Genomic DNA, 25,595 nt, shown 5'->3' with positions numbered 1-25,595 from the left:
TCATCCGCCGCGGCGCCGGCGCCATGCACCGGAGGCGACGGCGGAAATCAGGATGACGCCCTGCGCCGTGTCCTTGAGCGGTTGCGGCAGGCCGAGCAGATTGAGCAGCGTGAACAGCGCGAAGAGCGTGAACGCACCCGCCACCGCGCCGACGACGCTGCCGCGCCCGCCCATCAGCTGAACGCCACCGATCACGCAGGCCGCGATTGCCTGAAGCTCTAGCCCCGATCCGACATCGACGGAGACGCCCGCGAACCCGCCGAGAATGATGCCGCCGGTGACCGCCGCCAGTGCCGAGATCACGAAGGCCGCGATGCGGGTGGCATCGACCCGCACACCGGAGAGCGCCGCCGCCCGCGGATTGTCGCCGATCGCGAAGATGCGCTTGCCGAAGACGGTCTTCTGAAGCCCCCACCACGCGACGAGCGCGACGGCGACCAGCACGACCACCGTCACCGGAAACGACCCGACGACCGGGACGTCCCGGAACGTGAAGCGGCCGAAGAAGCGGAAATTGTCGGGGAGATAGCCGCGCGGCGAACCGCCCGACCACATCATCGCAACGCCGTTCAGGGACAGCAGCATGCCGAGCGTCGCGATGATCGAGGGCACGCGCAGCACGGTCACGACCAGCCCGTTGAGGAGGCCGACGCACAGCCCGATCGCATAGAGAACGAGGATCGCCCAGGCGGTGTTGGCCGGATCGTTGTCGGTCAGCATCGAGCCGCCGATCACCGTCAGCGTGACGAGCGCGCCCATCGACAGGTCGAACCCGCCCGAGACCAGCACGAAGACCTGCCCGCAGGCGAGAACGGCGAGCGGCGTCGCCCGCCGCAGGAAGTTCATGATGCCCCCTGGCTCGAGATAGTTCGGCTGCAGGATCGCGATGGCCGCGTAGAGAACGACGAACACGATGACGGCGATGTTGATCGTCCTGATGAGGTTCATGCCGCTCTTCCGGCCCGGTTCGCTCGCCGCTGCCGCGCTCATGCCACCGGCTCCTTGCTGCGGATCGCATAGGCCGCGACCGCCAGGATCACGATGGCGCCGCGCATCACCTGTTTCGGGAAAGCGGGAACGCCGAGCATGTTGAAGACGGCGTCGAGCGTCGCGAACAGAAGCACGCCTGCGAGCGTGCCCCAGATCCCGCCCCGTCCGCCGGAGAGAAGCGTGCCGCCGATGACGACGACCGCAATCGATTCAAGATCGTAAACGCCGTCGCGGCCGACCCAGGGCGCGCCCGAGCGAAGCCGCGAGGCGAGATACAGTCCCGTCAAGCCCGCCATCAGGCTGCAGATGACGTGCGCGAGGATAATGACCCGGTCGGTGCGGATGCCGGCGAGCCGGGCACCGTCGACATTACCGCCCGTCGCATAGAGATGGGCGCCGAAGCGCGTGGAACGGAGCAGGAAGGCGCCGAGGATCGCAAGAAGGAGCAGCCCGAGCACGGACCAGGGCACGATGCCGACTGTGCCATAGGCAAAGCCCTGGAACGCCTCCGGAACGGAACCGGCGAAATTGTTGAAGCTCGCCGACAGCAATCCCTGCAGGATCAGCCCCACCCCGAGCGTCGCGATCAGCGGATTGACGCCCAGTTTCGCGACGACGACGCCGTTGAGCGCGCCGACCGCGGCCGCAACGGCGAGGACAAGCACCACGGCCGGCGCGATCATCGCCGGATCGCCCTGCATGACGAAGGAGGCCAGCACCGCCGCGACGGAGATGAGGTTCGCCACCGAGAGATCGATCGAGCCGGCGAGGATGACGAAGGTCTGGCCGATGGCAACAATGCCGAGACCGACCATTCGCTGCGCGAGACCGACAAAACCGGCCGCATTGAGCTGGCTGAACTGACCCGCCTGGACCGCCGCGCCGACATAGAGCACGGCCGAAGCGAGGAAGAGCAGTAGCGGCACCGGCAGGCCGCGTCGGGATCGGGAGGACGTGGAAACCGCATCCGCGATCGTCATGCTCGGGCTCCTTCGCCGGAAAGGGGCGCCGGAGAAGGCAGATGGCCGACGGCGAGCGCCATGACGCCTTCCTCCCCCACATCGGGAGAGCATTCGCCGGCGATGTGGCCCTGATGCATAACGAGAATGCGGTCGGAAACGCCGATCACCTCGGGCAGGTCCGAGGAGACCATGACGACGCCGCGGCCGCGGGCGGCGACGTCCCGCATCAGCCGGTAGATCGCCGCCTTGGCGGCGACGTCGATCCCGCGGGTCGGTTCGCAGAAGATCAGTAGCCTCGGATCGCGCGCGAGCCACCGGCCGAGGATCACCTTCTGCTGGTTTCCGCCGGAAAGCGCGCCGATCGCCTGGCCGAAATCAGCCGCGCGCACGTCGAGGCGGCGCATCATCTCGTCCGCCCCGACATCGGCGAGCGAGCCGGCGGACGCCCCCCGTGCAGCGCCTGCGAAGGCGCGGCGCACCAGCAGGAGATTGTCGCGCAGGGATTGCTGGATGAGGCAGCCCTCGCGCTTGCGGTCGTCGGAGAGATAGCCGATGCCGGCGGAGATGCCCGCACGAGGATGGCGCAGGTCGACGGGCTCGCCGAGAAACCGGACCCCTCCGCGCGTGAAGGGTCCGTCGCCGAAAATGGCCCGCGCCAGCGCCGCCTTGCCCGATCCCTCGAGGCCCGCGATGCCGACGATCTCCCCGGCGTGGACGCGCAGCTCGATATCCGTCAGCTCGGCATTGCCGCCGCCAGCGACTTCCAGCAGCACGGCGCCGGGCGGCGTCTGCGGCCGCGCGGGATAATAATCGGACAAGGCCCGCCCCACCATCAGCCGCACGATGCGCTCCGTCGGCATGTCGGCAATCGGCGCGGTTTCGACGTTCCGTCCGTCCTTCATGACGGTCACGCGGTCGGCGATCGCAGCGATCTCGGGCATGCGGTGGGAGACGTAGACGATCGCGACGCCTTCGGACCTGAGCCGGGCGATCAGGTCGAGCAGGCGCTTTGCATTGGCGTCGTCGAGCGCGGCGGTGGGCTCGTCCATGATCAGAATGCGGGCATCGAGGGCCAGGGCCTTCGCGATCTCGACGGTCTGCTGCTCGGCAATGGCGAGTTCGCCGGCGCGGATATTGGTGTGGATCGACGCGCCCAGGCGATCCAGAAGGCGTCTCGCACCCTCTGCCATCGCCTTCCTGTCGAGCCGCCCGCGCCGCGTCGGCTCCAGCCCGAGATAGATGTTCTCCGCCACAGTCCTGTGCGGCAGAAGGCTCAGTTCCTGATGAATGATGCTGATGCCCGCCCGCCGCGCCTCGACAGGGTGCGAGAACACCGCCGGCTTTCCTTCGACGAAGATCGCGCCGGCGTCCGGCCGGTAGATGCCGCCGAGCACCTTGATCAGGGTCGATTTTCCGGCGCCGTTCTCGCCGCAGATGGCGTGCACTTCGCCATGCGCGCACTCGAAGCTGACCGCTTCGAGTGCGCGAACGCCGGGAAACGACTTGGTGATGTCGCGCATTTCGAGCGCGATGGCGGATTTGGACACGGCTGGGCCTCCACGGGAATCGCGGATTGTCGCGGCCGACGGAATGCGGCCGGGCGGGTCCTCGGATGGGCGCTATTCGGCGGCGGCGCAACGGTCCTGCGCGCCGTAGCGCCGCGGATCGCGATGCATGCCGCCGTCCTTCATGATCATGGCCAGGCGGGCCGGGCCGACCAGCACGGACTGGTCCTCGAGCGGATTGCCGTCGACGAGAAGAAGGTCGGCGAGCGCGCCCTGCTTGACCACCCCGAGCTCGCCTTTCAGGCCCATGAGTTCGCCGCCGACGACCGTGGCGCAGCGCAGCGCCTCGGCTGGCGAATAGCCGAAGAACTTCACAAAGTGGCCGATGTCGCGGGCGTTCTGGCCCATGGGGGTGACCGTGAAGCCATAGTCGCCGCCGACCACCACCTTCATGCCGCGCTTGCGCATCTCCTGGTAGGTCGCGATTGTGTGTTCGAGCTTGCGTGGCAGGCCCATGCTTTCGACGACGGCCCTGGAAAGCCCGACCACGTCGCCCTCGAAGACGCAGTTGTGCACGAGGCCGAAGGCAGGGCCGACGATCACCCGGTCCTTCACCGCTTCGAGCATGTCGAGCGCTTCCTCGTCCGCGAAGTCGCAGTGATAGATGCAATCGACGCCGGCCCGGATCGCACGCTTCACCGATTCCGCCGCGCGGCTGTGGCAGGCGACGCGCTTGCCCCAGTCATGGGCGACCGCGACCGCGGCATCGACCTCGGCCTGCGTCATCGACACGACCTCGGCCCGGGCATGTCCGACGAACTCGTCGCCGGAAATGTTGAGCTTCACGTTGTCGACGCCCTCGCGGCAGCAAAGCCGGACGGCACGCATCACCTCGTCGACGCCGTCGGCGATCATGCCGAAGCCTTCGGCGTGGATGTGCTGCTTGCGCTCGTCGCCGAGGCCACCCGTCACCGTGATTTCGGGGCCAGCGGCGCGATAGCGCGGACCGGCGAGATAGCCGTCCTCGATCTCCTGCCGCACGACGACATCGATCCTGAGCTTGGCCGACGCGGCGGAGTAGCAGGAGGTGAAGCCGTGATCGAGGATGAAGGTGGCGTTGCGGCAGGTCCGGAGCAGATGCTCTTCCGGCGGGATCTCGCCGAGATCCTGATTGCGGCGCGGACCCACGAACGAGAGATGGCAGTGGCCTTCCACGAGCCCCGGCATCAGCGTCATGCCGCCGCCGTCGACGATCTCCGCTGCCTGCTCGGCGGCGATCTGGTTCCGCCCGCGCGCGACCATGGCGATGCGGTTGCCCGTAACCAGCACCTCACCGGGATAGCGATCATCGTGCTCGCCGTCCCAGATCTCCACGTTCCTGAAAAGGTAGGACGTCATGGCATTTCCTCCCGGATGGAGGCGCAGTGCCATGCCCCGCCTCCCGCCCCTCACCGGCCGTTCTGTGACGGCCTTTCCATGATGAGTAAGCGGATCGGTAACGGGATTGTATCGCCAATGTCGGGCTTCAGTCCCACATCTGGGACATTGGAGGGAACCGGAAGGCCAGCAACGGGGCAATCGGCGGAAGCCGGAGCGGTCGCCAAACGTCCGCCCTCTGCCTCCGAAGCCCGGTCGGGAATGGCGTGCGGGCGCTTGCGGGGAATTGTGGTGGCAGCCGTCGAAGCGGCGCCGCGGTAGTCGTGCGGTGCCCGGGGCAGGCCGCGGCCCGGCAGCAATGGCCTGCCGCCGCCGTCTCAGCCTTCGTCGCGGTCGGCGTTGTGACGGGTCATCATGGCCGCGAGGGGCGGATCGGTCTTCTCCAGGGCGGCGATGGCCCCGCGGGTGTCGGGCAGGCGCTCGTCCTGTCCCATCTTGAACTTGGCGTCGAGCCGCTCGACGGGAAGGTCGAAGCCGAGGATGCGCGGCAGCCTCCGCTCCAGGCCGCCGGGGCCGAGTTCGCCCATCCGCCACCGCTCCGGGCGGCCTTGCTCCATGCGCTCCACCAGTTGCGCGAGGTGGCGGGCGGTTTGCCGCGCGTCGAGCGGCACCGGCCGTCCGCGGCAATGGATGGCGGCATAGTTCCACGTCGGCGCGCTGTCGCGCACCGGCAGGGCCGGATACCACGACGACGACACGTAGCCGTGCGGACCGGTGAAGATCGCGAGCGTCTCCCTCCCCTCCGCGATCAGCGCGGCATGGGGATTGTCGAGCGCAAGGTGTGACACGAGCGTGCCGTTCGGCCCCCGGTCCGGCTCGAACAGCATGACGAGGTGGGTGGCGACGAGGCCCTCCGGCCCGTGGGTGACGAGCGTGGCGAACGGCGCGGCCGCGATCACATCCGCAACGTCGGCGGGCGAGCGGGCCGCGAACTCCGGCTTGGAATACATCGCCTCCCGCTCCTCTTCCGTCAGCTCCGTTGGGCGCGCACGGCCGGAATGACGCCGTCCGGCCGGAACAGCAGCACCAGGATCACGCCCGACAGCACGATGGCATCGCGGTAGGGCGCGATATCCGGCGGCAGCGTGGATTGCAGCGCGACCTCGATGGCGCCGAGCAGCAGGCCCCCGACCACCGCGCCCGGCAGGCTGCCGAGACCGCCCACAACGGTCGCGATGAAGGCCTTGAGCACCGGCGTGAACCCCATCAGCGGATCGACCGACGCGCGCTGCGCGATCCACAAGAGCGAGGCGAGGCCCGCCAGCAGGCCGGACAACAGGAAGGCGGCGGCGATGATGCGGCCGGCGGGAATGCCCATCAGCCGCACCACGTTGAAGTCCTCGGCCGCCGCGCGCATCGCGGTTCCCATCACCGTGCGGCGCAGGAACACTTCCAGCGCCACCAACGCCAGCGCCGAGCCCGTGATCGACAGCACCGGACCGATACCGATGGAGACATCGCCGAACTGGAACGCCCCGGTCATCCACGAGGGCATCGCGACCGGCTGCGGCCGGGCGGAAATGCCGTTCTGGAACAGAACCTTCAGGAGGTTCGACACCGCGAACGAGGTAATGAGCAGACTGGTGACGCTCGCCCCGCGCATCGGCTTGAAGGCGATCTGCTCCATCAGCACGGCCGCGAGCGCCGCCGATATCACGGCCACCACCACGGCGGCGGCCAGCGGCACGCCCATCAGCAACGCACCGAGCAGGCTGTAGCCGGCGATCGTCATCAGTTCGCCGTGGGCGAAGTTGATCAGGCCGACGATGGAAAACACGATGGCGAGACCGAGCGCGAGCAGGGCATAGACGCCGCCGAGGCTGATGGCATTGACGATCTGTTGAACCAACATCGCCGTTCGATCTCCCACGAAGAAGTGCGCCCGCCAAGGGTGCGACACGCAGGCTCAGATGCCGAGATAGGCCTGCCGGACAAGGTCGGAGGTTGCGAGGTCTTCGGCCGAGCCGGACAGCGCCACATCACCGTTGGCGATGACGACGGCGCTGTCGGCGATCTCCAGCGCCAGCGCCACATTCTGCTCAACGAGCAGGATCGTGAGGCCGCTCCGGCGCAGGTCGGCGATCAGATCGAAAACCCTGTCGATCATCTGCGGCGCGAGCCCAAGCGAGGGTTCGTCGAGCAGGAGAAGCTTCGGCTTCGACATCAGCGAGCGGGCGATGGCCAGCATCTGCTGCTCGCCGCCGGAAAGATTGCCCGCCTTGACGCGGTAGTAGCGCCGCAGAATGGGGAACAGGTCGAGCATCTCCGCTTCCCGTTCCTTCAGCGCGGCGCGGCCGAGATGGACCGCACCGCCCAGCATCAGGTTCTCGGCCGTCGTCAGGCTGGCGAACACCCGCCGGCCTTCCGGCGTGAGCGCGACGCCGCGCCGGGCGATCAGCTCCGGGGCGAGCCCCGTCACGTCCTCGCCCTCGAACGTCACCGTGCCGCCCGCCGGGCGTACGAGGCCGGAAATGGCGGCAAGCGTCGTGCTCTTGCCGGCACCGTTGGCGCCGACAAGAGCAACGATCTCGCCGTGGCCGACTGTGAGGTCGACGCGGCGGACCGCCTCGACCTCGCCGTAGCGGACCTGGAGCGAACGGACCGAAAGCATCGGCTCAGGGTGCCGGAACTTCGGAGGCGGCCGGCACGACCGTGCCGATGAACACGCGCTTGCCGTCCTCATACTTCACCAGCGCCACCGAGCGCAGCGGCATCCGGTCGGTCCCGGCATAGGTGATCTCGCCCGTCACGCCTTCCAGCTTCTCGATGCCGGCGAGCGCGTCCCGGATCGCCTTCGGATCGTCGGACCCCGCCTTGGTCACAGCGGTGTCGAGGATCAGGCCGATATCGTAGCCGTTGGCCTCATAGGCCGATTCCGGGGCATGGCCGGTGATCTTCTTGAACTTGGCCTCGAACGCCTCGAGCTTGCTGCCCGGGGTGGCGTAGCCGGCGGCGGTATAGACCGTGCCGTCCACCAGCTTGCCGAGGCCGAGGATCGTGCCGGTGCCGATGGCATCCGCGCCGAACACGGGCGTCTGCACGCCGGCGGCGCGAAGCTGCTGCACGAAGGCCGGGAAGTCCGGCTCGTAGCCGGCGGTCATGATCAGGTCGGGCTTGTCGGCCAGATTCTTGATCTTGGTGACCTCGGCGGAGAAATCCGCCTGGTTCATCGAGAAGGTGCCCTCGCCGACGATGGCGCCACCCTTCTTGGTGAAGACTTCGCCGAAATATTCCGGCAGCCGCATGGTGTAGGTCGAATCCGGCGACTTCAGCAGGTAGACCTTGCGGAAGCCCTGCTCGTAGGCGTAGTCGGCCAACACCGTCGCCTGCAGGTTGTCGCCCGGATAGGTGCCGAACATCACGTCGCCGACCGCGCCGGTCAGGATCGGGGCGGTGCCGCAGAAGGTGAGCGTGGGAATGCCGAGCGGCTGGGTCACCTGGCCCGCGGCGATGGACGGATCGGCGTCACACGGCGTGATCAGGATCTTCGCGCCGGCATCGACCAGTTCCTGCGCGATGGTGGCCGTCGCGCCCAGGTCCGAGCGGGTGTCCTTGATCATCAGCTTGACCGGAAACTTGCCGTCGAAGCCGCCCTTGGCGTTGATCTCGTCGATGGCGATCTTGAGCCCGGCCAGCGACGGCTGGTCGAACGGCGCGAGGCCGCCCGTCTGCGCGCTGGCAACGCCGACGATGATGTCCTCGGCGAAGGCGGGAGAGGCCACGCCGAGCATGAGCGCGGCGGCGGAGACGACGCCGGCGAGCCGGCGGGCGGAGAAGCGGCGGTCAGGCATGAGAAAATTCCCCTGTTGTCGTTGAAGGTCCGGTTTCTTGTTCCGTCTGCTTGAGCACCCGGGCACCGGTCCGGCTGCCGAGATAGGCGGCGATGACGTCGGGATTGGCCTGCACCTCGGCCGGCGTTCCCTCCGCGATGACGCGGCCGTGGTCCACAACGACGATGCGGTCGCAGAGCTTCATCACCAGCTTCAGGTCGTGCTCGATCAGCACGATGCCGAGACGGCGCTCCGTCCGCACCTCGGCCAGCATCGCCATCAGTCCCTCGGTCTCCACCGGGTTCATGCCGGCGGCCGGCTCGTCGAGCACGAGGAAGGCGGGATCGAGCGCCAGGGCGCGGGCGACCTCGAGCCGCCGGCGCAGGCCGTAGGGCAGGCTTGCCGCCGGCTGGTCCGCGAGGTGGGCGAGGCCGACGCGCGCCAGCTCGCGCATCGCCGCCTGCTCCGCGGCGGCCAGCCCCGGCACCACCTGGCGCGCCGCGACCAGCACGTTTTCCAGAAGCGTCATGCGCGGGAAGATGCGGATGTTCTGGAAGGTACGGCCGAGGCCGGCCCGGGCGAAGCGGTTGGCGGCGAAGCGGGTCACCGGCTTGCCGGCGATGGCAAGCGTGCCGGAGGTCGGCTCCACCGCGCCGGCCAGCATGTTGATCAGGGTGGTCTTGCCCGCGCCGTTCGGCCCGATGATGCCGGTGATGCGGTCGGTCGGCAGTTCGACGCTCGCCTCGTCCACGGCGACCACGCCGGCATAGCGCTTGGTCAGCTTCTCCGCGCGGATCGTCAGGCGCTCCGTGCGCGGCGGCGGCTCCGCGGCGACGGCCGGCGGACGGGACAGCCCGAGGCGCTTCAGCAGGTTGAGCTCGCGGCCGCCGCAAAGGCCTTCCGGGCGACGCCAGATGATGAGGATCATGGAAAGCGCGAGCACGGCCTCGGTCAGGCCGAAGATGTGGGGAATGACGATCCCGCCGATCTCGCCGCCGCCTTCGATCCGGCGCACGAACTCGATCACCACCGTGGTCACCACAACGCCCGAAAGCGCGCCGAGCGAGGACGTCATGCCGCCGACGATCAGCATCGCCAGCGTGGTGAACGCCAGTTCGAAATAGAAGTCCTTGGGGGAGAAGGCGCCCAGGAACTGGGCCATCATGCCGCCGGCCACCATCGCCACCACGATGCTCGCCGCCCAGGTGAACATCGCGGTGAACCGCCGGTCGACGCCGATGGCGGCCGCACCGCGCTCGTCGTCGGCGGCCGCGCGCGCCGAGAGCCCGATCGGCAGCTCGCGGAAGATGCGCGCGAAGGCCAGCGCCGCAGCTGCGATCGGCACCGCCGTCCAAAGTCCCACGCCGCGCGGCACGCCGTAGAACGGCTGACTGCCCCGCGTGATGTCCCGCGAGGCGACCAGCAGCGTATAGACGATGATGAGCAGCGCGAGCGTGGCGATGGACGCGCCGGAGCCCGACAAGCGGAACAGCGGTGCGCCGCTCACGAGCCCCACGACGATACCGAGCAGCACGACGATGCCGAGAGCGGCCAGCAGCGACATCTCGTGGCCGGCGAGAAAGGCCGGCAGGTTGCGCAGCGCGCTCGCCTGCACCGATGCGCTCATGGTGAGCAGCCCCACCGCATAGGCACCGAGTCCGACGAACCCGGCGTGCCCGAACGAGACGATGCCCGTGTTACCGGAGAAGATCTGCAACGAGACCACGGCCGTCAGGATGATGGCGGCCTGAACGCCGGTGCGCTGCCAGGCGACGCCCGCGGATGTCAGCACGAGCGCGATGACCCCCAGCAGGACCGCCATGGCGACGGCATCCACGAGCGCGCCGCCCATTGCCTTCGACAGCCCTCTGTCGGCCCTGTTGTGCAAGCCGGCTTCCATGCGCTCGGTCCCATTCTGTACCGTGGTGCGGTGCAGTAGAAAGCCAGCGAACCATAATGTCAATTCTATTTCAGATTTGACATTCGATGATAGTTTTGTAATTCGATGGACAACCACGCGAGGCGAAATGCCATGGCAGAAGAGCGGGGCTTGGTGGAAGGGCGGGCGATGCGGATCCGGGACATGCTGACGGACAGCGGGCTGACGCTGACGCCATCGGAAGCCAAGATCGTGCAGGCGCTGCTCGGGGATTATCCGCTTTCCGGCCTCGGCACGGTGTCGAGCCTCGCCAAGAAGGCCGCCGTCAGCGACCCGACGGTGGTGCGGTTCGTGGTCAAGCTCGGGTTTGAGGGCTTCCCCGATTTCCAGTCGCAGCTTCTGGCGGAGGTCGAGGCCCGGCTGCATTCGCCGCTCCTGATGATGGAGGCGAAGCGGCCGGCGTCGGGAGACGCGAGCGTGGCGCAGAGCTATCTCGGCTCCATCGGCGCGGTCGTCGGCGATACGGTCGGCCTCGTGCCCGCGCAGAACTACGAGCGGGCGATCCGCCTGATCGCCGACGCGAAAGGCAAGGTCGTGGTGCTGGGCGGCCGGTTCAGCCGCCATGTCGCCGGCATGCTCGCCGCCTATCTCGTGCAGTTCCGGCCCGGCGTGCGCGATCTCGGCCGGTTGGGGCCGGAAGCCTTCGATCTTCTGGTGGATCTCGACAAGCGCGATGTGCTGGTGGTGTTCGACTATCGCCGCTACCAGGCCGATGTGGTGCAGTTCGCCCGGCAGGCGGCGGCGCGCGGCGCCCGCATCGTGCTGTTCACGGATGCCTGGCTGTCGCCCATCGCCGAGGGCGCCGAGGTGGTGATGGTGGCGCCCATCGAGGCCGCCTCGCCCTATGACACCCTCGTACCGGCCGTCGCCCAGGTGGAGGCACTGGTGGCGCAGTTGCTGGCGACCGAGGATTCCGCCCTGCGCCGCCGCGTCGAGGACATCGAACAGGTGCGCCGCCAGAACGCCGTGACCCTGGACGGGGACGGCGCCCCCGGCATTTCCGAACAGACTTGATCGCGCAGGAGAGCGAAATGAGCCGATCCGACGAACGCCGCGATGCGCCCTATGTGCCGGGCGAGACCGCGCTGCTGCTGGTCGACATGCAGCGCATCTGGCTGGAGCCTGGCCTCGATCACGGCCATCCCGAGCGCGGCCCCGACCACTATTTCTACCGCGAGACCGCGACCCGGACGATCCCGAACCAGGTGCGGCTTCTGAAGGCGGCGCGCGAGGCGGGCGTGGAGGTGATCCACACCATCATCCAGAGCCTGACCGAAGACGGCCGCGACCGCTCGCTCGACCACAAGCTGTCGCCGATCAACATTCCGAAGAGCGCCCCCGAGGGGTTGCCGGTGCCCGAGCTTGCCCCGGTTGGAGACGAAATCCTGCTGCCGAAGACCTCGTCCGGCGTCTTCAACTCCACCAATCTCGATTATCTCCTGCGCAATCTCGGCATCCGCTATCTCGTGGTGGTCGGCATCGTCACCGACCAGTGCGTGGACATGGCGGTGCGCGACGGCGCGGACCGTGGCTTCATGGTCACCTGCGTGGCCGACGCCTGCGCCGCGCCGACGCCCGAGCGCCACGACAATGCGCTGAAGGCCTTCGGCGGCTATTGCTGGATTACCAACACCGACGAGGTGGTGAAGCGGTTTGAGGCGATGAAGCGCGCGACGGTGGCGGCATGACCATGGCTGACGAAACGGCGGGTGTCATGCTCGACCCCGCCGTGCATGACGTCCCGACCGATTGGCCGGCGGCCGTTGAGGTGCTGAACCCCGCGGGTGCCTCGCCCGTCGTGCTGGTCTGCGAGCATGCCTCGCGGCACATGCCGGCCTCCTATCGAGGCCTCGGCCTCGGCGCGGACGATCTCGTCCGCCATATCGCGTGGGACATCGGCGCGGCGGCGGTGACGCGGGGGCTTTCCCGGGAGATCGACGCCGTCGCCTATCTCGCCGGCTATTCGCGGCTTCTGATCGACCTCAACCGCCCGCTCGATGCGCCGAGTTCCATTCCCGTGCGCTCCGAGGCGACCGACATCCCCGGCAATATCGGGCTTTCGGGGCAAGAATGCGCGCTGCGGGCGGAGCGGATGTTCCATCCCTTCCACGACCGGCTCGCCGCGGATCTAGACCGTCGCGAGGAGGAGGGACGGGCGACGCGGATCGTGGCGATCCATTCGTTCAACCCGGTCTTTCTCGGCCGGGCGCGGCCGTGGCACGCGGGCGTGCTGTTCGAGCGCTCGCGGGAACTGGCCGAAACGATCCTCGCGCGGCTCGCCGCCGACGGCAGCCTCGTCGTCGCGCCCAATGAGCCCTATGTCGTCAGCCGAGACGAGGACTACGCCATTCTCGTCCATGGCGAGGATCGCGGCCACGAAGCCGTGCTCGTCGAGATCCGCAATGACCTGATCTCCGACGACGCCGGTGTCGCCGAATGGATCGCGCGCATGGCAGAGGCGCTGCAACCCTAGCGGTCCCGCGCCTTACCGACCGCGTTCACCCCTTTCACGGAGGGCCGCCATGTCCCGCGAGGCAGTGCAGAAAACCCGGTCCCTGCGAGAGCGCGACGCCGACACGATCGCCGAGATCGCCCGCCTGCGGTTCTCGCCGCTCAGCCTGATCGGCGGACGCGGCAGCCGCCTGATCGAGGAGGGTGGCCGCGAGATTCTCGATCTGTCAGCTTCCGCCGGCTCGGCGTCGCTGGGCTACGGCCATCCCGCCGTCGTCGAAGCGGTGACGGAGGCGACACGCGACATGGCGGGTGCCAGCCTCCTGCTCTATCCCAACGAAAACGCGGTCTCGCTGGCGGAAACGCTGCTTGCGGTCACGCCCGGCGAGGGCGCGCGCAAGGTGTGGTTCGGCCATTCAGGTTCGGACGCCAACGACTGCGCGGTTCGCGTGCTTCAGGCCGCAACGGGGCGGTCGCGCTTCATCTCGTTCATCGGCTCCTACCACGGCAATCTCTCGGGCTCGATGGCGGTCAGCGGCCACACCGCCATGACCCACACCCTCCCCCGGCCGGGCCTCGTGCTGCTGCCCTATCCCGAACCATTCCGGCCCCGCTTCACGGCGGACGCGGTGCTGGACATGCTGGACTACCAGTTCGAGACCACCTGCCCGCCCCATCAGGTGGCGGCTGTGTTCATCGAGCCGCTGATGTCCGACGGCGGCCTGATCGTGCCGCCACCCGGCTTCCTGAAGGCGCTCGCCGACCGCTGCCGGCGCCACGGCATCCGCATCGTCGTCGACGAGGTCAAGGTCGGTCTCGGCCGCTCCGGCCTGATGCACTGCTTCGAGCACGAGGGGCTCGCGCCGGACATGGTGGTGTTGGGCAAGGGGCTGGGTGGCGGGCTGCCGCTTTCGGCGGTGGTCGGCCCGCGCGAAATCATGGACCACGCGCCGGCCTTCGCGCTCCAGACCACGGCCGGCAATCCCGTCACCACGGCGGCGGGCCGGGCGGTGGTCGAGACCGTCGCGCGGGAACGGCTATGGGAACGCGCCGCGCGCGTCGGGCAGGTGTTTTCCGACGGATTGCGGGCACTGGCGGAACGCCACGAGATCATCGGAGACGTGCGCGGCCGCGGCCTCGCCGTCGGGGTCGATCTCGTCGCCGACCGTGAAAGCCGCGCGCCCGTTCCCGTCTCGACCACGGCGAAGGTGATCTATCGCGGCTACGAACTGGGCGCCGCCTTCAGCTATGTCGGCCTGAAGGGCAACGTGCTGGAATTCACCCCGCCTCTGACGCTGACCGAGGCCGAGGCGCTGGAGGGCGTGGCCATCGTCGACCGCGCGCTGGCGGACGTCGCCGCCGGCCGCGTCAGCGACGAGGCCGTGGCACCCTTCATGATGTGGTAGGGGCGCAAGGCGCGGCCTGGATGAAGGGCCGCTCCGGCCGGTCTTCGCAGCCGGAGCGGTGGACAGCGCGCTCTAATAGGCGCGGGCGTAGGCGGCGAAGATCTCGTCCTCGGTCTTGCCCTCCAGCGAGGCCAGTTCGCCGCGCTTGTGGGCGACGTAGACGTCGATCAGGCCGGGCGGGAACCAGCCGCGCACGGTTTCGCTCGCCGCCAGATTGTCGAGCGCCTCGCCGAGGCTTTCCGGCAGGCGCGCGATGCCGCGGCCGGCAAGGGCCTCTGCGGAGAGCAGGCTCAGGTCCTCCCGCGTCGGCTCCGGCACCGACAGGCCCTCGCGGATGCCCTGCAGCCCGGCGCGCACCAGCGCGGCAATGGCGAAATAGGGGCTGGCGGCGGCATCCGTTGGGCGGAACTCAACGTTGAACTGCTTCGCCTTGCCCTCCTCCGTCTGCGCGGAGAGCGAGCAGATGCGCACGGCGGCCTCGCGGTCGCGGTCGCCCAGATTGTTGTAGGCCGCGCTCCAGCGGTGGGGTGTCAGGCGGCGGTAGGAAATGGCGCTGGGGGCGGCGATCGCCACGAACTCGTTGAGATATTTCAGGATGCCGGCCACGAACGCGCCGGCCTTGGCGGTCATGTTCGCCGGCATCGCGGGATCGTAGGTCGCCGGACGGCCCTCGCGGTCGCGGAACGACAGGTGGATGTGCACGCCATTGCCGATGCCGTCCGGCGCACTGAGCGGCGTGAAGGTCACCTCCTCGCCCATGGCATCGGCACAGGCATGGGCGAGTTCGCGCAGGAGCACCGCCTGATCGGCCGAGCGGATGCCGGCTTCGGGATCCACGGTGATCTCGAACTGCCGGTCGCCATATTCGCGCAGGAAGGTGTCGGGCTTCATCCCGGCCTGCACCAGAGCGTCCACGAACAGTTCGCCGAACGCCTTGCGCTTGCGGAAGCCGCGCAGCGAATAGGCGAATCCCGCATCCGCCTCCGACTTGAACATGAATTCGTGCTCGAAGGTCGAGAACAGCGTCAGGCCGGCCTCGGCCTCCAGATCGGCCAGCGCGGCCTTGCAGGCGGAGCGGATGCAGAACGGCCAGACCGTCCCATCACCCTGATGGATGTCGGACAGCACGAGGTGCTCGCGCGGCACCGCGTCGCCGAGATCGACGTCGATCTCGGTCTCCGCGTCGGGCTTCATCACGACATCGCCGAACGAGCCGAACGGGCTGTCGGAGATCGTATCGAAACAGGTGATCTGGATGTTGGTGGGCGTCCAGCCAAGGCCCTTCCCGAAGCGCTCGTGACGCCCGGCGACGGGAATGCCCTTGCCGCGCAGCCGGCCGGAAAAATCGGCCACGCAGGCCATCATCAACGTCTCACGCACCTGTTGTCCCCTCGGCCCTGCCGTTATCGAGGAATGATCTCGCATCTGAAAATGAAATGTCAAATGATAAGATTCAGGTTGACGATGATCTTCGATTTTCATTCTCTGGGTGCATCTCGCCGGCAGGCTCCCGTAGCAGGAACCCGTCGCGCCCCTCCGACGGTGCATGTCGACCATGACGGTAAAAGCCCAGATCTTGTCCGTCTCCGAGGAGATGACGGCGGCCGAGCGGAAGATCTCCGCGGTCGTCCTGGCCGATTATCCGTTCGGGGGCCTCGCCTCCATCCAGGAACTGGCCGAGCGCGCCAAGGTGAGCGCCCCCTCGATCACGCGCTTCGTCGCCAAGCTCGGCTGCGCCGGCTATCAGGAATTCCAGCGCCGCCTGATCGATGAGTTGAAGGAAGGCGCGCGATCGCCGATCGACCTGCGGGCAACACAGGATATCAGCGCGCGGCGGGGCTTCCTGCCGGCCTATTTCGAGCGCGTGCGCAGCCGGCTGGAGCAGGCCGCGGCCGATGTGCCGGAGGAGACCTTCGAGGCGGTCTGCGCCCTGATCGCGGATCCAAAACGCGCGGTCTACGTGATGGGCGGGCGGGTCAGCGATTCCCTTGCCCGCTTCCTCGCCATCAATCTCCGGCTGGTGCGCAAGGGCGTGCATCACATTCCGGCCGACCCGGAGATGTGGCCCGATTATATCCAGACCATGACCAGCCGCGACGTGGTGGTTCTGTTCGATTTCCGCCGCTATCAGCCGAGCCTGCTGCGCTTCGCCGAAACCGCCTCGCGCACCGCCCGCCCCCAGATCGTGGTCGTGACCGACCAGTGGCTTTCGCCCGTGGCGCAACTGGCCCAGCGCATCTTCGCCCTGCCCATCGCCGTTGGAACGGCGTGGGACACGCTGGTCGGCCCGCTCGCCCTGATCGAGGCGCTGGTGGTGAAGATCAGCGAGGACGAATGGGAGAACACCCGCGCCCGCTTCGAGGCCTGGGACGGCCTGCGCGACCGTCTGCGCATCGATCCCTCGGGTGACGCCTCGCTACCCGCATCGAGACGGGACTGACACCACGGGACTGACCCCGGGCGCCCTGCCACGCTTCCCGACGCCGCGCCGTGCCATCGGCGCGCGACGCCCTATCCGGAGAACCACGACGATGACCGACCGCTCCAACGAACTCGATGCCTGGGATCGCGATCACTTCTTCCATCCCTCCACGCACATGGCCGGCCATGCGCGCGGGGAAACGCCGAACCGCATCGTTACCGGGGCCGAGGGCGTCTACATCGTCGACCGCGAGGGGCGGCGCAGTCTCGATGCCTTCGGCGGGCTCTATTGCGTCAATGTCGGCTACGGGCGCACCGAGATCGCCGATGCGATCGCCGCGCAGGCCCACAGTCTCGCCTACTACCACGCCTATGCCGGCCACGGCAGCGAGCCCTCGATCCGGCTGTCGAAGATGATCATCGACCGGGCGCCCGCCGGCATGTCGCGGGTCTATTACGGGCTGTCGGGCTCGGATGCCAACGAGACCAACATCAAGCTCATCTGGTATTACAACAACGTGCTCGGCCGCCCGGAGAAGAAGAAGATCATCTCCCGCCATCGCGGCTATCACGGCTCGGGCGTGATGACCGGCAGCCTGACCGGCCTGCCGGGCTTCCACAGGGCGTTCGACCTGCCGCGCGCGCCGGTGCTGCATACGATGGCGCCCTACTATTTCCGCCGCGACGACCTTTCCATGAGCGAGGAGGCGTTCTCCGATCTCTGCGCGGCGTCGCTGGAGAAGACCATCCTCGAGGAAGGGCCGGAGACCGTGGCCGCCTTCATCGGCGAACCAGTGCTCGGCACGGGCGGCATCGTGCCGCCGCCCGCGGGCTACTGGGACAAGATCCAGGCCGTGCTCGCCCGGTACGACATCCTGCTTGTGGTGGACGAGGTCATCACCGGCTTCGGCCGCCTCGGCACCATGTTCGGCTCGGAATTCTATGGCCTCAGGCCCGATCTGATGACGATCGCCAAAGGGCTGACCTCGGCCTATGCGCCGCTTTCCGGCGTCGTCGTGTCCGACAAGGTTTGGAAGGTGCTGGAGGACGGCTCCGACGCGATGGGGCCCATCGGCCATGGCTGGACCTATTCCGCCCACCCGATCTGCACGGCGGCCGGCATTGCCAATCTCGACCTGATCGACCGCATGGGCCTCGTGGAAAACGCGGCCGATGTCGGGGCCTATCTGCGCCGGGCGCTGACCGCCGCGGTGGGCGATCACCCCATCGTGGGCGACATTCGCGGCGAGGGCATGCTGGCAGCGGTGGAGTTCGTCGCCGACCGCGAGACGCGCCGCTTCTTCGACCCGGCCCTCAAGGTCGGGCCGCGGATCGCGGCGGCTCTTGCCGCGCGCGGCGTGCTCGGTCGCGGCATGCCGGAGGGCGATATCCTCGGCTTCGCTCCGCCGCTCTGCCTCACCCGCGAGGAGGCCGACATCGTCGCTGCCGCCACCAAGGGTGCGGTGGAGACCGTGGCCGCCGAGTTGTAAAGCCGCAATCCCGCCCGGCCGGGTGGGCCTTTCCGATCGGACAGGCCCATGCGGCCGGAGAGAAATCACGCGGGATTCAATGGCTTGAGCCTATCCTTGTCGTTCAGATCGAGTTCGGCCTGTCTGAGCGGGATATGCTCAAGCTTTTGACTCTGGAGCGATTTCTTGGCGATCTGATGATTCCATCAGATCGGAAAGCGCTCTAGCCGCGGCCGTGGGGCGCGAAAAAGTCGAGCTCCGGCCCGAGCGGCACGATGCCGGTCGGGTTGATGGTGCGGTGGCTCTCGTAATAGTGTCGCTTGGCGTGTTCGAGGACGAAGGTCTCGCCGATTCCTGGTGTCTGGTAGAGGTCGCGCAGATAGGCCGACAGCACCGGATAGTCGACGATGCGCTTCAGGTTGCACTTGAAGTGGCCGACATAGATCGCATCGAACCGCACCAGCGTGGTGAACAGGCGGATATCGGCCTCCGTCAGTTGCCCGCCCACCAGATAGCGCGTTGACGACAACCGCTCTTCCAGCCAGTCGAGCGAGGCGAACAGCGGCTTGACCGCTTCCTCATAGGCATCCTGCGAGGTGGCGAAACCGGCCTTGTAGACCCCGTTGTTGACGGTGTCGTAGACGCGCGCATTGACCGCGTCGATCTCCTCGCGAAGCGCGGCGGGATAATAGTCGCCAGGCTTCGCACCGACGCCGTCGAACGCCCGGGTGAACATGCGGATGATCTCGGACGACTCGTTGTTGACGATGGTCGCCCGCTTCCTGTCCCAAAGCACAGGCACCGTCACCCGGCCGCTATAGCCCGGATCCGCCGCCGCGTAGACCTGATAGAGGAACGCGGCATTGTGGATCGGATCGGGTATGACGCCCGGGCCATCCTCGAAGGTCCAGCCGTTCTCCAGCATCCGCCAGTGCACCACCGAGAGCGAGATCATGTCCTCAAGCCCCTTCAGCGCGCGCATGATCAGAGTGCGGTGCGCCCACGGACAGGCATAGGAGACATAGAGATGATAACGGCCCGGCTCGGCCTCGAAGCCGCCCTCGCCGGTCGGCCCCGGCGAGCCGTCGGCCGTCACCCAGTTGCGGAACGCACTCTGGGAGCGCACGAACCGGCCTCCGGTCGACTTGGTCTCGTACCAGCGGTCCTGCCATTTGCCGTCGATCAGAAGCCCCATGGCCGTCTTCCCTTTGCTGCTCCAGAGCCTCCCCTCCCCGCCTTCGCAACCGGGCGGAAGGGACAAGGCAAGAGCCATTGAATCGGGTGCGCTGCCGCGCTGGTCGTCCGGACCTTCGCACGCCCGGCGCCCGGACGCATCCCCGCACGCACCGTGTTCCGTCTCCCGGCTGCAGACAGACACCCAGGAGCTTGAAATGGCTGGGCTTGCTGTCGGGACGTGTTCAATGGCCCCCGATGCACGCCGGGCCGCCGCTGTCTTCAGGCCCCGGTCGTCGTTTCCGCCTTTGCAGGTCCGGCATCCGCGCTGCCCGTGCGGCGGGCGATGGCGGCAAGGTCGTCCTCGCCGATGGTTTCCTTTTCGAGAAGCAGGCGCGCGGATTGTTCCAGCGCCTCCCGCCGCTCCGTCAGCACGGAAGCGGCATGGGAAAAGGCCTCGTCGACGATGCGGCGCACCTCCTCGTCCACCGTGGCGGCGGTCTCGTCGGAATAGTCGTGCTCCTGCGGTCCGTAATAGGGCTGATCGGTGGCGAGCAGCGAGCGGCGGTCCTTTTCCAGCGCGACGTGGCCGAGCTTCTCGGTCATGCCGTATCTGGTGACGATGGCCCGCGCGATGTCGGTGACCTTGACGAGGTCATCAGCCGCGCCGGTGGAGAGATGGCCGAACACGATCCATTCCGCGGCCCGGCCGCCCATCAGCACGGCCATCTTGTTCTCCAGTTCGTCCCGCGTCATCAGGAAGCGGTCCTCGGTCGGGCGCTGGATGGTGTAGCCGAGCGCGCCGACGCCGCGCGGGATGATCGAGACCTTGTGGACCGGGTCGACGCCCGGTAGCGCCATCGCCACCAGCGCGTGGCCCATCTCGTGATAGGCAACGATCCGGCGCTCCTTGGGATTGAGCAGGCGGTTGCGCTTTTCCAGACCGGCGACGATGCGCTCGATGGCGTTGTTGAAGTCCTCCATCGTCACGGCATCCGCCTTGCGGCGGGTGGCGAGCAGGGTCGCCTCGTTGACGAGATTGGCGAGATCGGCGCCGGTGAAGCCCGGCGTCAGCGCCGCGATCTTCTCCGGCTCCACGTCGGGGGCGAGTTTCGCCTTGCGCAGGTGCACGCCGAGGATCTGGATTCGTCCCGCCTTGTCCGGCCGGTCGACCAGGACCTGCCGGTCGAAGCGCCCTGCCCGCAGCAGCGCCGGATCGAGGATTTCGGGCCGGTTGGTGGCGGCGAGCAGCACGAGACCGCTCGACGGATCGAAGCCGTCGAGTTCCACCAGAAGCTGGTTCAGCGTCTGTTCCTTCTCGTCGTGGCCGCCGGCCATGGGGCCGATGCCGCGGGCGCGTCCGAGCGCATCGAGTTCGTCGATGAAGATGATGGCCGGCGCTTTGGCGCGGGCCTGCTCGAACAGATCCCGCACCCGGGCGGCGCCGACGCCCACGAACATCTCCACGAACTCAGAGCCCGAGATCGAGAAGAACGGCACGCCGGCCTCGCCGGCGACCGCGCGCGCCAGCAGCGTCTTGCCGGTGCCGGGCGGCCCGACCAGAAGCACCCCCTTCGGCATCCGCCCGCCGAGCCGGCCGTAGCCGACCGGGTCCTTCAGGAAATCGACGATCTCCTTCAGCTCGTCCTTGGCCTCGTCGACGCCCGCCACGTCCTTGAAGGTCACGCCGGTATCGGACTGGACGTAGACCTTGGCCTTGGACTTGCCGATCTGCATCAGCCCGCCGCCGAGGCCGCCGCCCATGCGCCGCAGCATGAACATCCAGACGCCGAAGAAAAGCGCCACCGGCACCACCCACGACAGCAGGTCGCGCAGGAAAGTGCTTTCGACTTCGCCGGTCACGACGACGCCGTGCTGCTGCAGGCTCTTCGCCAAATCCGGCTCAACGCGTGTGGTGATGAACATGGAGCGGCCGTCCTGCGGCTCCTTGAACTTGCCCTGGATGAAGCGCTCGGAGACCGAGACCTCGGCGATCTTGCCCTGGGCGAGATCGGCGTCGAACTGGCTGTAGGGAATCTGCGCAACCTGCGTCGCGCTCATGAACAGGTACTGAAAAACCATGAGGCCGAGGAAGGCGGCGACCCAGTACCAGAGGTGAAACTGGGTCTTCCGGTTCATCTGCACCGCCATCGCCGCATCCTCCGTCGTGGTCCGGAAGCCATGTCGCGCCCGCTATCTGTCCGGTGCCCCCCGGCGATTGCCCATGTCCGGCCGGTCATTCAGTCCCGCGGGGGCACTTTCAGTCGGAAAAAATCATCCGTTTGCCGGCAAGCCGTGCCGGACAGACGCCGGAAGTGCTGTAGCCCATGCGGTGTTCCTGACGCGATGACCTGGCTCAAGCGGGATCGGCGCTGGCCGGAACGCCGTCCGGTATCGGGATCGCGCAGCGAACCTTATGGGCACAACACCCCGCTGTCCGCCCCGTTCCCAACGCCGCGACCGCCTCAAGGCCTGGGGCGGACATATCTCTGCTCCAGCACCTCCGTGCCCCACTGGCTACCCGGGCTCTCCTCGACGAGCACGAAGCCGGCGGATTCGTAGAGATGGCGCGCGGCGTCCAGCCCCGCAAAGGTCCAGAGTTCGGTCTCGCCGAAGCCGGCCTTGTCGCAAAACGCGACCGCCTCGCCGATCAGCCGGCGTCCGATGCCGTGACCGCGCAGGCCGTCGCCGACGATGAACCACCTGAGGTGCGCCGCGTCGCGGCCGAGGTCCTCGCCGTCGATCGCGATGGTGCCGACGATCTCACTGCCGTGGATCGCGGTCCAGATCGCATTGCGCGGGCGATCGAGGCGGGTGACGAACTCTGCCAGCCCCGCAGCCACCTTGGCCTCGAACACGGCACCGAAGCGCGCCGTGCGGGAATAATAGGCCGCGTGCATGGCAGCGCAGCGGCCGACGAGGCCCGGCCGGTAGCCTCGTCCGATCTCGACCGTCGCCTGGGCGGCGGCACGACCGGCCCGCTCGTTCTCGAGAGCCTCCGCGTAGGCGGCCAGGCCGGCAGAGATGTCTCGTCGCGTCGGGTCATCGAGCGGGCCCGTGGCGCGCACGACCTGCCGCGTGGCGACGTCGTCGATCTCCGCCAGAGTGGCGCGCCCTTTCGCCGTCAGCGTCAGAATCTTGGCGCGCGCGTCGCGATCCGACACGGCCTCGGCGACCTCGCCGGCCTCGATGAGCTTGCGGATCATGCGGCTCACGCTCGACTTGTCGAGATCGAGCAGCGCGACGAGGTGGGCCGCCGTGATGCCGCGGCCGCGGCCGATCTCGATGATCGCATGGACCGCCGAGGCGTGATAGCGCGTGCCGGCGAGCGTCGGCCGCATGAAGCCGAGCGCGCGCACCAGCCGGCGCGACGCATCGCGGATCGCCTGTACGTCCACATTCTCGCCCATCGACGCGCCCCCTCCCATGTATTTCGTTGCATCATACAACAGTTGTTGCGCACAACAATGTGCGGTCGCGGGGTGGCTGTCCGGTATCAGGCCGTGGCGCCACCCCGGCAGCCGCTCTCAGGCGCCCGCCGACGCCCGCCGGATCGCCGCCGTCCGGGCGGCGAAGGCATGGAGCACCGCCACCATGTCGGAATCGCCATGGCCGAGATCGAGCGTCTCGCGATAGAGCGACAGGCAGGCATTCTGAAGCGGCGAGGCCACACCGGCCTCGTGCGCGGCGTCCGCGACAAGGGCGCTGTTCTTCAGCACGTCGCCGATGGCGGCCTGGGCGGTGAAGTCGCCTGCCAGAAGCTTACGGCCCTTGATGCGCGACACCTCGCTCGCCATGGGGCCGGCTTCGAGCACCTCGACGAAACGGGAAAGGTCGAGCCCCAGTCCGTCTGCGAAATGAAAGGCTTCGACGAACCCGGCGACCGTCGTGAGCAGGTAGAGATTAACGGCGAGCTTCATGCGCAGCGCCGATGGCACAGGACCGCACGGCACCACCCGCGTGCACATGTAGCCGAGCAGGCGCTCGACCTCTTCCTTGCGCGGAGAGCTGCCAGCCAGCATGGCGATCAGCCGGCCCGCCTCGGCCGGCGCCCGCGATCCCGAAACCGGGGCTTCCAGATAGGCGCCGCCCGCATCGAGGATGTCGCGTTCCAGCGCGATGGAATAGCCCGGCGGCACCGTGCCCATATTGACGAGAGTGCGGCCGGCGACGTTTGCGGCAAACGCATCGGTGCCGCGACCGAGCGCAGCATCGATCGCCTCGCCGTTCATCAGCATCAGGAAGGCGATCCCGACCCGTGCGAGCAGCGCGGCGGCCGTTTCCGCCACCGCCGCACCCTCCGCGGCGAGCGGCGCGGTCCGCTGAGGCGTCCGGTTCCACACCACCAGCGGCACGCCGGCGCGCTTGAGGTTCGCCGCCATGGGCTGACCCATGATGCCGAGGCCGATGAAGCCGATCTCCATGTGCCGCCTCCCTGCCAACCCCGGCGGCGTCTTCCGCGGAATTGGATCGCCATTTTATAATGACATTCGATACAGTTTGCGGTGACTTGTCCGGAATCGTCAACCCGATCATCATTGCAGCGCCGGGTGTCTCCGAAGACGCCAGCGAGGCATCTGGAGGTTCCGTGGCGCGCGCCGTTCCCGAATTGCAACTGGCCGAAACCGACGACCCGCTTCATGAACGGCTGGCGAACGCACTCGCTGCGCTGATCGCGGACGGGCGGCTCGCGCCGGGGGAACGGCTGCCGTCCCACCGCGTGCTGGCGCAGGGAGCCGGCGTCGCCATCGGCACGGTGACGCGGGCAGTGGACATGCTCACCCGGCGCGGGCTGGTGCGCGGCGAGGTCGGACGGGGCACGTTCGTCAGCGAGCTTGAGCGGAAATCGTGGGGCGTGCCTGTCGACCTGACCCTCAACGTGCCGCCGCTGATGATCGAGGAGGCGCTGTTTCTGCAGGCCAGCGAACGGGCGGCGCGGAGGGTGCTGACGCTGCCGGCTGGCGGACTGCACGACCTGAGGGGCACGGAGGGGCAGCGCGCCATCGTGGCCAGATGGCTGTCGCGGACGCGGCTTGAGGCTGAGGCCGACGGCCTTCTGCTCTGCGTCGGCGCGCAGCAGGCGATCCACCTCGCCTTCGCCGACCTCGCCGGGCTGTCGCCCTCGATCGCCTGCGAGGCGGCGACGTTCTCCGGCGCCATCGCTGCCGCCGTCCATCTCGGGCTCGGGTGGGAGGTCGTCGACCATGACGCCGAGGGAATGATGCCCGACGATCTCGATCGGGCTTTCAAGGAAACCGGATGCCGCATGGTTTATACCACGCCGGTTTGTCAGAATCCCCTCGGATTCGAAGTCAGCGAAGCAAGACGTCTCGCGCTAATCAAGGTCTGTGAAGCACATAATGCGTTCATCGTCGAGGACGATGTCTATGGTCTTTATGCCACGGCGGGACCGGTGACCTACAAGGCACTCGCACCGGATCGGACCTACTACCTGACCAGCCTCTCGAAATGCCTGACGCCGCTCGTGCGCCTCGGCGTGCTGGTGCCGCCGGAAGACCGGCTTCCGCCCCTGCTTAGGGCGCTTCGGGCCGACGTCTTCGGCGCGCCGCCGAGCGCGGTCGAGCTCGGATGCGCGCTGATCGAACTCGGCGCCGATGCCATCGCCGCCGAGGCGCTGCGCCGGGAGGCCAAAGCCCGCATCGACCTCGCCCGGAAGGTGCTGCGGCTTGCGGACGTGCCGATGCCGGAAGGATCGCCGCATCTCTGGCTTCCGATGCCGGCGGTGGCGGCGGAAAAGCTCGCCCGCCGGTGCAGCGAGCACCGCGTTCGCCTCACCCCGCCCGACGCGACCTCGCTCGGCGGAGACAAGGCCGGCGGTGTTCGTCTTTGCACTCTGGCGCCCGATCATCGCGACGATCTTGAGCGCGCATTGCACATCATTGCGCGGTTGATGCGCGATCCGGAGGAGACCGTAATCTGACATCGCGCGACCGGACCGCATCCGGCCGAGGACACCGCCGATCGCCCCGCTTTACCGGACGAGGCAGCTCACAGAGGGGCCGGTGCAGGAAAGCCAACACGGGGACAAGCGACGACCAGCGTGTCGGTCCG

General features: G+C 68.0%; 21 protein-coding genes. 7 read left to right on the top strand and 14 right to left on the bottom strand.

All coding sequences use genetic code 11. The annotated features are described in order from the left end of the window. The 9 genes from BUF17_RS12960 to BUF17_RS12920 form a co-directional block, all read right to left on the bottom strand. A complete protein-coding gene (locus BUF17_RS12960) occupies nucleotides 1–948 on the bottom strand; it encodes an ABC transporter permease (protein WP_073629371.1) in 948 nt (315 codons plus the stop codon). A 38-nt stretch (nucleotides 949–986) separates the two neighbouring features. Further along, entirely contained in the window at nucleotides 987–1,970 is a 984-nt protein-coding gene (locus tag BUF17_RS12955; RefSeq protein ID WP_073629369.1) for an ABC transporter permease, read from the bottom strand. Further along, on the bottom strand, nucleotides 1,967–3,499 hold the full coding sequence (locus BUF17_RS12950; RefSeq protein WP_244530875.1) for a sugar ABC transporter ATP-binding protein: 1,533 nt from the start codon (nucleotides 3,497–3,499) through the stop codon (nucleotides 1,967–1,969). The genes BUF17_RS12955 and BUF17_RS12950 overlap by 4 nt, the downstream gene beginning before the upstream one ends. Nucleotides 3,500–3,571: 72 nt before the next feature. Continuing rightward, nucleotides 3,572–4,855 (bottom strand): metal-dependent hydrolase family protein, encoded by a 1,284-nt coding sequence (locus BUF17_RS12945; RefSeq protein ID WP_073629367.1) that lies wholly within the window; start codon nucleotides 4,853–4,855, stop codon nucleotides 3,572–3,574. A 356-nt stretch (nucleotides 4,856–5,211) separates the two neighbouring features. After that, complete coding sequence (locus tag BUF17_RS12940) at nucleotides 5,212–5,844, bottom strand: FMN-binding negative transcriptional regulator (protein WP_073629365.1); 633 nt, start codon at nucleotides 5,842–5,844, stop codon at nucleotides 5,212–5,214. Between the two features lie 20 nt (nucleotides 5,845–5,864). Beyond that, nucleotides 5,865–6,746, bottom strand: a complete 882-nt coding sequence (locus tag BUF17_RS12935) for a branched-chain amino acid ABC transporter permease (protein ID WP_073629363.1) — start codon at nucleotides 6,744–6,746, stop codon at nucleotides 5,865–5,867. Between the two features lie 54 nt (nucleotides 6,747–6,800). Next, a complete protein-coding gene (locus tag BUF17_RS12930; protein WP_073629361.1) occupies nucleotides 6,801–7,505 on the bottom strand; it encodes an ABC transporter ATP-binding protein in 705 nt (234 codons plus the stop codon). Between the two features lie 4 nt (nucleotides 7,506–7,509). Then, on the bottom strand, nucleotides 7,510–8,685 hold the full coding sequence (locus BUF17_RS12925) for an ABC transporter substrate-binding protein (RefSeq protein ID WP_073629359.1): 1,176 nt from the start codon (nucleotides 8,683–8,685) through the stop codon (nucleotides 7,510–7,512). After that, nucleotides 8,678–10,564 (bottom strand): branched-chain amino acid ABC transporter ATP-binding protein/permease, encoded by a 1,887-nt coding sequence (locus BUF17_RS12920; protein WP_244530874.1) that lies wholly within the window; start codon nucleotides 10,562–10,564, stop codon nucleotides 8,678–8,680. Before BUF17_RS12920 ends, BUF17_RS12925 begins: the two co-directional genes overlap by 8 nt. A gap of 168 nt (nucleotides 10,565–10,732) precedes the next feature. On the opposite strand from BUF17_RS12920, the gene BUF17_RS12915 reads away from it, so the two are divergent. From BUF17_RS12915 to BUF17_RS12900, 4 genes are read left to right on the top strand one after another with little or no spacing between them, the layout of a single operon-like run. Next, on the top strand, nucleotides 10,733–11,617 hold the full coding sequence (locus BUF17_RS12915) for a MurR/RpiR family transcriptional regulator (RefSeq protein ID WP_073629355.1): 885 nt from the start codon (nucleotides 10,733–10,735) through the stop codon (nucleotides 11,615–11,617). 17 nt (nucleotides 11,618–11,634) lie between these two features. After that, entirely contained in the window at nucleotides 11,635–12,291 is a 657-nt protein-coding gene (locus tag BUF17_RS12910) for a cysteine hydrolase family protein (RefSeq protein ID WP_073629983.1), read from the top strand. 2 nt (nucleotides 12,292–12,293) lie between these two features. Then, entirely contained in the window at nucleotides 12,294–13,076 is a 783-nt protein-coding gene (locus BUF17_RS12905; RefSeq protein ID WP_244530873.1) for an N-formylglutamate amidohydrolase, read from the top strand. 49 nt (nucleotides 13,077–13,125) lie between these two features. Beyond that, on the top strand, nucleotides 13,126–14,460 hold the full coding sequence (locus tag BUF17_RS12900) for an aspartate aminotransferase family protein (protein WP_073629353.1): 1,335 nt from the start codon (nucleotides 13,126–13,128) through the stop codon (nucleotides 14,458–14,460). 72 nt (nucleotides 14,461–14,532) lie between these two features. Here the strand turns inward: BUF17_RS12900 and BUF17_RS12895 are convergent, their stop codons facing one another. After that, nucleotides 14,533–15,825: a type I glutamate--ammonia ligase gene (locus BUF17_RS12895; RefSeq protein ID WP_073629351.1), complete on the bottom strand. Its 1,293-nt coding sequence runs from the start codon at nucleotides 15,823–15,825 to the stop codon at nucleotides 14,533–14,535. Between the two features lie 181 nt (nucleotides 15,826–16,006). Between BUF17_RS12895 and BUF17_RS12890 the strand changes: the two genes are divergently transcribed. Continuing rightward, on the top strand, nucleotides 16,007–16,900 hold the full coding sequence (locus tag BUF17_RS12890) for a MurR/RpiR family transcriptional regulator (protein WP_073629349.1): 894 nt from the start codon (nucleotides 16,007–16,009) through the stop codon (nucleotides 16,898–16,900). 91 nt (nucleotides 16,901–16,991) lie between these two features. Then, nucleotides 16,992–18,371, top strand: coding sequence for an aspartate aminotransferase family protein (locus tag BUF17_RS12885; RefSeq protein WP_073629347.1), 1,380 nt, complete (start codon nucleotides 16,992–16,994; stop codon nucleotides 18,369–18,371). A gap of 202 nt (nucleotides 18,372–18,573) precedes the next feature. Here the strand turns inward: BUF17_RS12885 and BUF17_RS12880 are convergent, their stop codons facing one another. The 4 genes from BUF17_RS12880 to BUF17_RS12865 all read right to left on the bottom strand — a co-directional run bounded on the left by BUF17_RS12880 (nucleotide 18,574) and on the right by BUF17_RS12865 (nucleotide 23,947). Beyond that, complete coding sequence (locus tag BUF17_RS12880) at nucleotides 18,574–19,545, bottom strand: glutathione S-transferase family protein (protein ID WP_073629345.1); 972 nt, start codon at nucleotides 19,543–19,545, stop codon at nucleotides 18,574–18,576. A gap of 260 nt (nucleotides 19,546–19,805) precedes the next feature. Continuing rightward, nucleotides 19,806–21,662, bottom strand: a complete 1,857-nt coding sequence (gene ftsH, locus BUF17_RS12875) for an ATP-dependent zinc metalloprotease FtsH (protein ID WP_073629981.1) — start codon at nucleotides 21,660–21,662, stop codon at nucleotides 19,806–19,808. A gap of 326 nt (nucleotides 21,663–21,988) precedes the next feature. Further along, nucleotides 21,989–22,933, bottom strand: a complete 945-nt coding sequence (locus tag BUF17_RS12870) for a bifunctional helix-turn-helix transcriptional regulator/GNAT family N-acetyltransferase (protein ID WP_073629343.1) — start codon at nucleotides 22,931–22,933, stop codon at nucleotides 21,989–21,991. A gap of 117 nt (nucleotides 22,934–23,050) precedes the next feature. Beyond that, complete coding sequence (locus BUF17_RS12865; RefSeq protein ID WP_073629341.1) at nucleotides 23,051–23,947, bottom strand: NAD(P)-dependent oxidoreductase; 897 nt, start codon at nucleotides 23,945–23,947, stop codon at nucleotides 23,051–23,053. A 164-nt stretch (nucleotides 23,948–24,111) separates the two neighbouring features. Here BUF17_RS12865 and BUF17_RS12860 point away from each other — a divergent pair, with 164 nt between their 5' ends. Continuing rightward, nucleotides 24,112–25,464, top strand: a complete 1,353-nt coding sequence (locus BUF17_RS12860) for an aminotransferase-like domain-containing protein (RefSeq protein ID WP_073629979.1) — start codon at nucleotides 24,112–24,114, stop codon at nucleotides 25,462–25,464. The last annotated feature ends 131 nt before the right edge of the window (nucleotides 25,465–25,595 follow it).

This window comes from Pseudoxanthobacter soli DSM 19599, from assembly GCF_900148505.1.
Lineage (GTDB): Bacteria > Pseudomonadota > Alphaproteobacteria > Rhizobiales > Segnochrobactraceae > Pseudoxanthobacter > Pseudoxanthobacter soli.
This window is presented reverse-complemented; position numbering and strand designations above follow the sequence as displayed.

Excerpts from the sequence above, each read along its gene's own strand:
- BUF17_RS12865 (WP_073629341.1), bottom strand. The coding sequence starts at position 23,947 with ATGGAGATCGGCTTCATCGGCCTCGGCATCATGGGTCAGCCCATGGCG.
- BUF17_RS12945 (WP_073629367.1), bottom strand. The coding sequence starts at position 4,855 with ATGACGTCCTACCTTTTCAGGAACGTGGAGATCTGGGACGGCGAGCAC.
- BUF17_RS12915 (WP_073629355.1), top strand. The coding sequence starts at position 10,733 with ATGCGGATCCGGGACATGCTGACGGACAGCGGGCTGACGCTGACGCCA.
- BUF17_RS12910 (WP_073629983.1), top strand. The coding sequence starts at position 11,635 with ATGAGCCGATCCGACGAACGCCGCGATGCGCCCTATGTGCCGGGCGAG.
- BUF17_RS12905 (WP_244530873.1), top strand. The coding sequence starts at position 12,294 with ATGGCTGACGAAACGGCGGGTGTCATGCTCGACCCCGCCGTGCATGAC.
- BUF17_RS12930 (WP_073629361.1), bottom strand. The coding sequence starts at position 7,505 with ATGCTTTCGGTCCGTTCGCTCCAGGTCCGCTACGGCGAGGTCGAGGCG.
- BUF17_RS12890 (WP_073629349.1), top strand. The coding sequence starts at position 16,007 with ATGTCGACCATGACGGTAAAAGCCCAGATCTTGTCCGTCTCCGAGGAG.
- BUF17_RS12935 (WP_073629363.1), bottom strand. The coding sequence starts at position 6,746 with ATGTTGGTTCAACAGATCGTCAATGCCATCAGCCTCGGCGGCGTCTAT.
- BUF17_RS12895 (WP_073629351.1), bottom strand. The coding sequence starts at position 15,825 with ATGATGGCCTGCGTGGCCGATTTTTCCGGCCGGCTGCGCGGCAAGGGC.
- BUF17_RS12925 (WP_073629359.1), bottom strand. The coding sequence starts at position 8,685 with ATGCCTGACCGCCGCTTCTCCGCCCGCCGGCTCGCCGGCGTCGTCTCC.
- BUF17_RS12955 (WP_073629369.1), bottom strand. The coding sequence starts at position 1,970 with ATGACGATCGCGGATGCGGTTTCCACGTCCTCCCGATCCCGACGCGGC.
- ftsH (WP_073629981.1), bottom strand. The coding sequence starts at position 21,662 with ATGAACCGGAAGACCCAGTTTCACCTCTGGTACTGGGTCGCCGCCTTC.
- BUF17_RS12870 (WP_073629343.1), bottom strand. The coding sequence starts at position 22,933 with ATGGGCGAGAATGTGGACGTACAGGCGATCCGCGATGCGTCGCGCCGG.
- BUF17_RS12900 (WP_073629353.1), top strand. The coding sequence starts at position 13,126 with ATGTCCCGCGAGGCAGTGCAGAAAACCCGGTCCCTGCGAGAGCGCGAC.
- BUF17_RS12920 (WP_244530874.1), bottom strand. The coding sequence starts at position 10,564 with ATGGAAGCCGGCTTGCACAACAGGGCCGACAGAGGGCTGTCGAAGGCA.
- BUF17_RS12885 (WP_073629347.1), top strand. The coding sequence starts at position 16,992 with ATGACCGACCGCTCCAACGAACTCGATGCCTGGGATCGCGATCACTTC.
- BUF17_RS12880 (WP_073629345.1), bottom strand. The coding sequence starts at position 19,545 with ATGGGGCTTCTGATCGACGGCAAATGGCAGGACCGCTGGTACGAGACC.
- BUF17_RS12960 (WP_073629371.1), bottom strand. The coding sequence starts at position 948 with ATGAACCTCATCAGGACGATCAACATCGCCGTCATCGTGTTCGTCGTT.
- BUF17_RS12940 (WP_073629365.1), bottom strand. The coding sequence starts at position 5,844 with ATGTATTCCAAGCCGGAGTTCGCGGCCCGCTCGCCCGCCGACGTTGCG.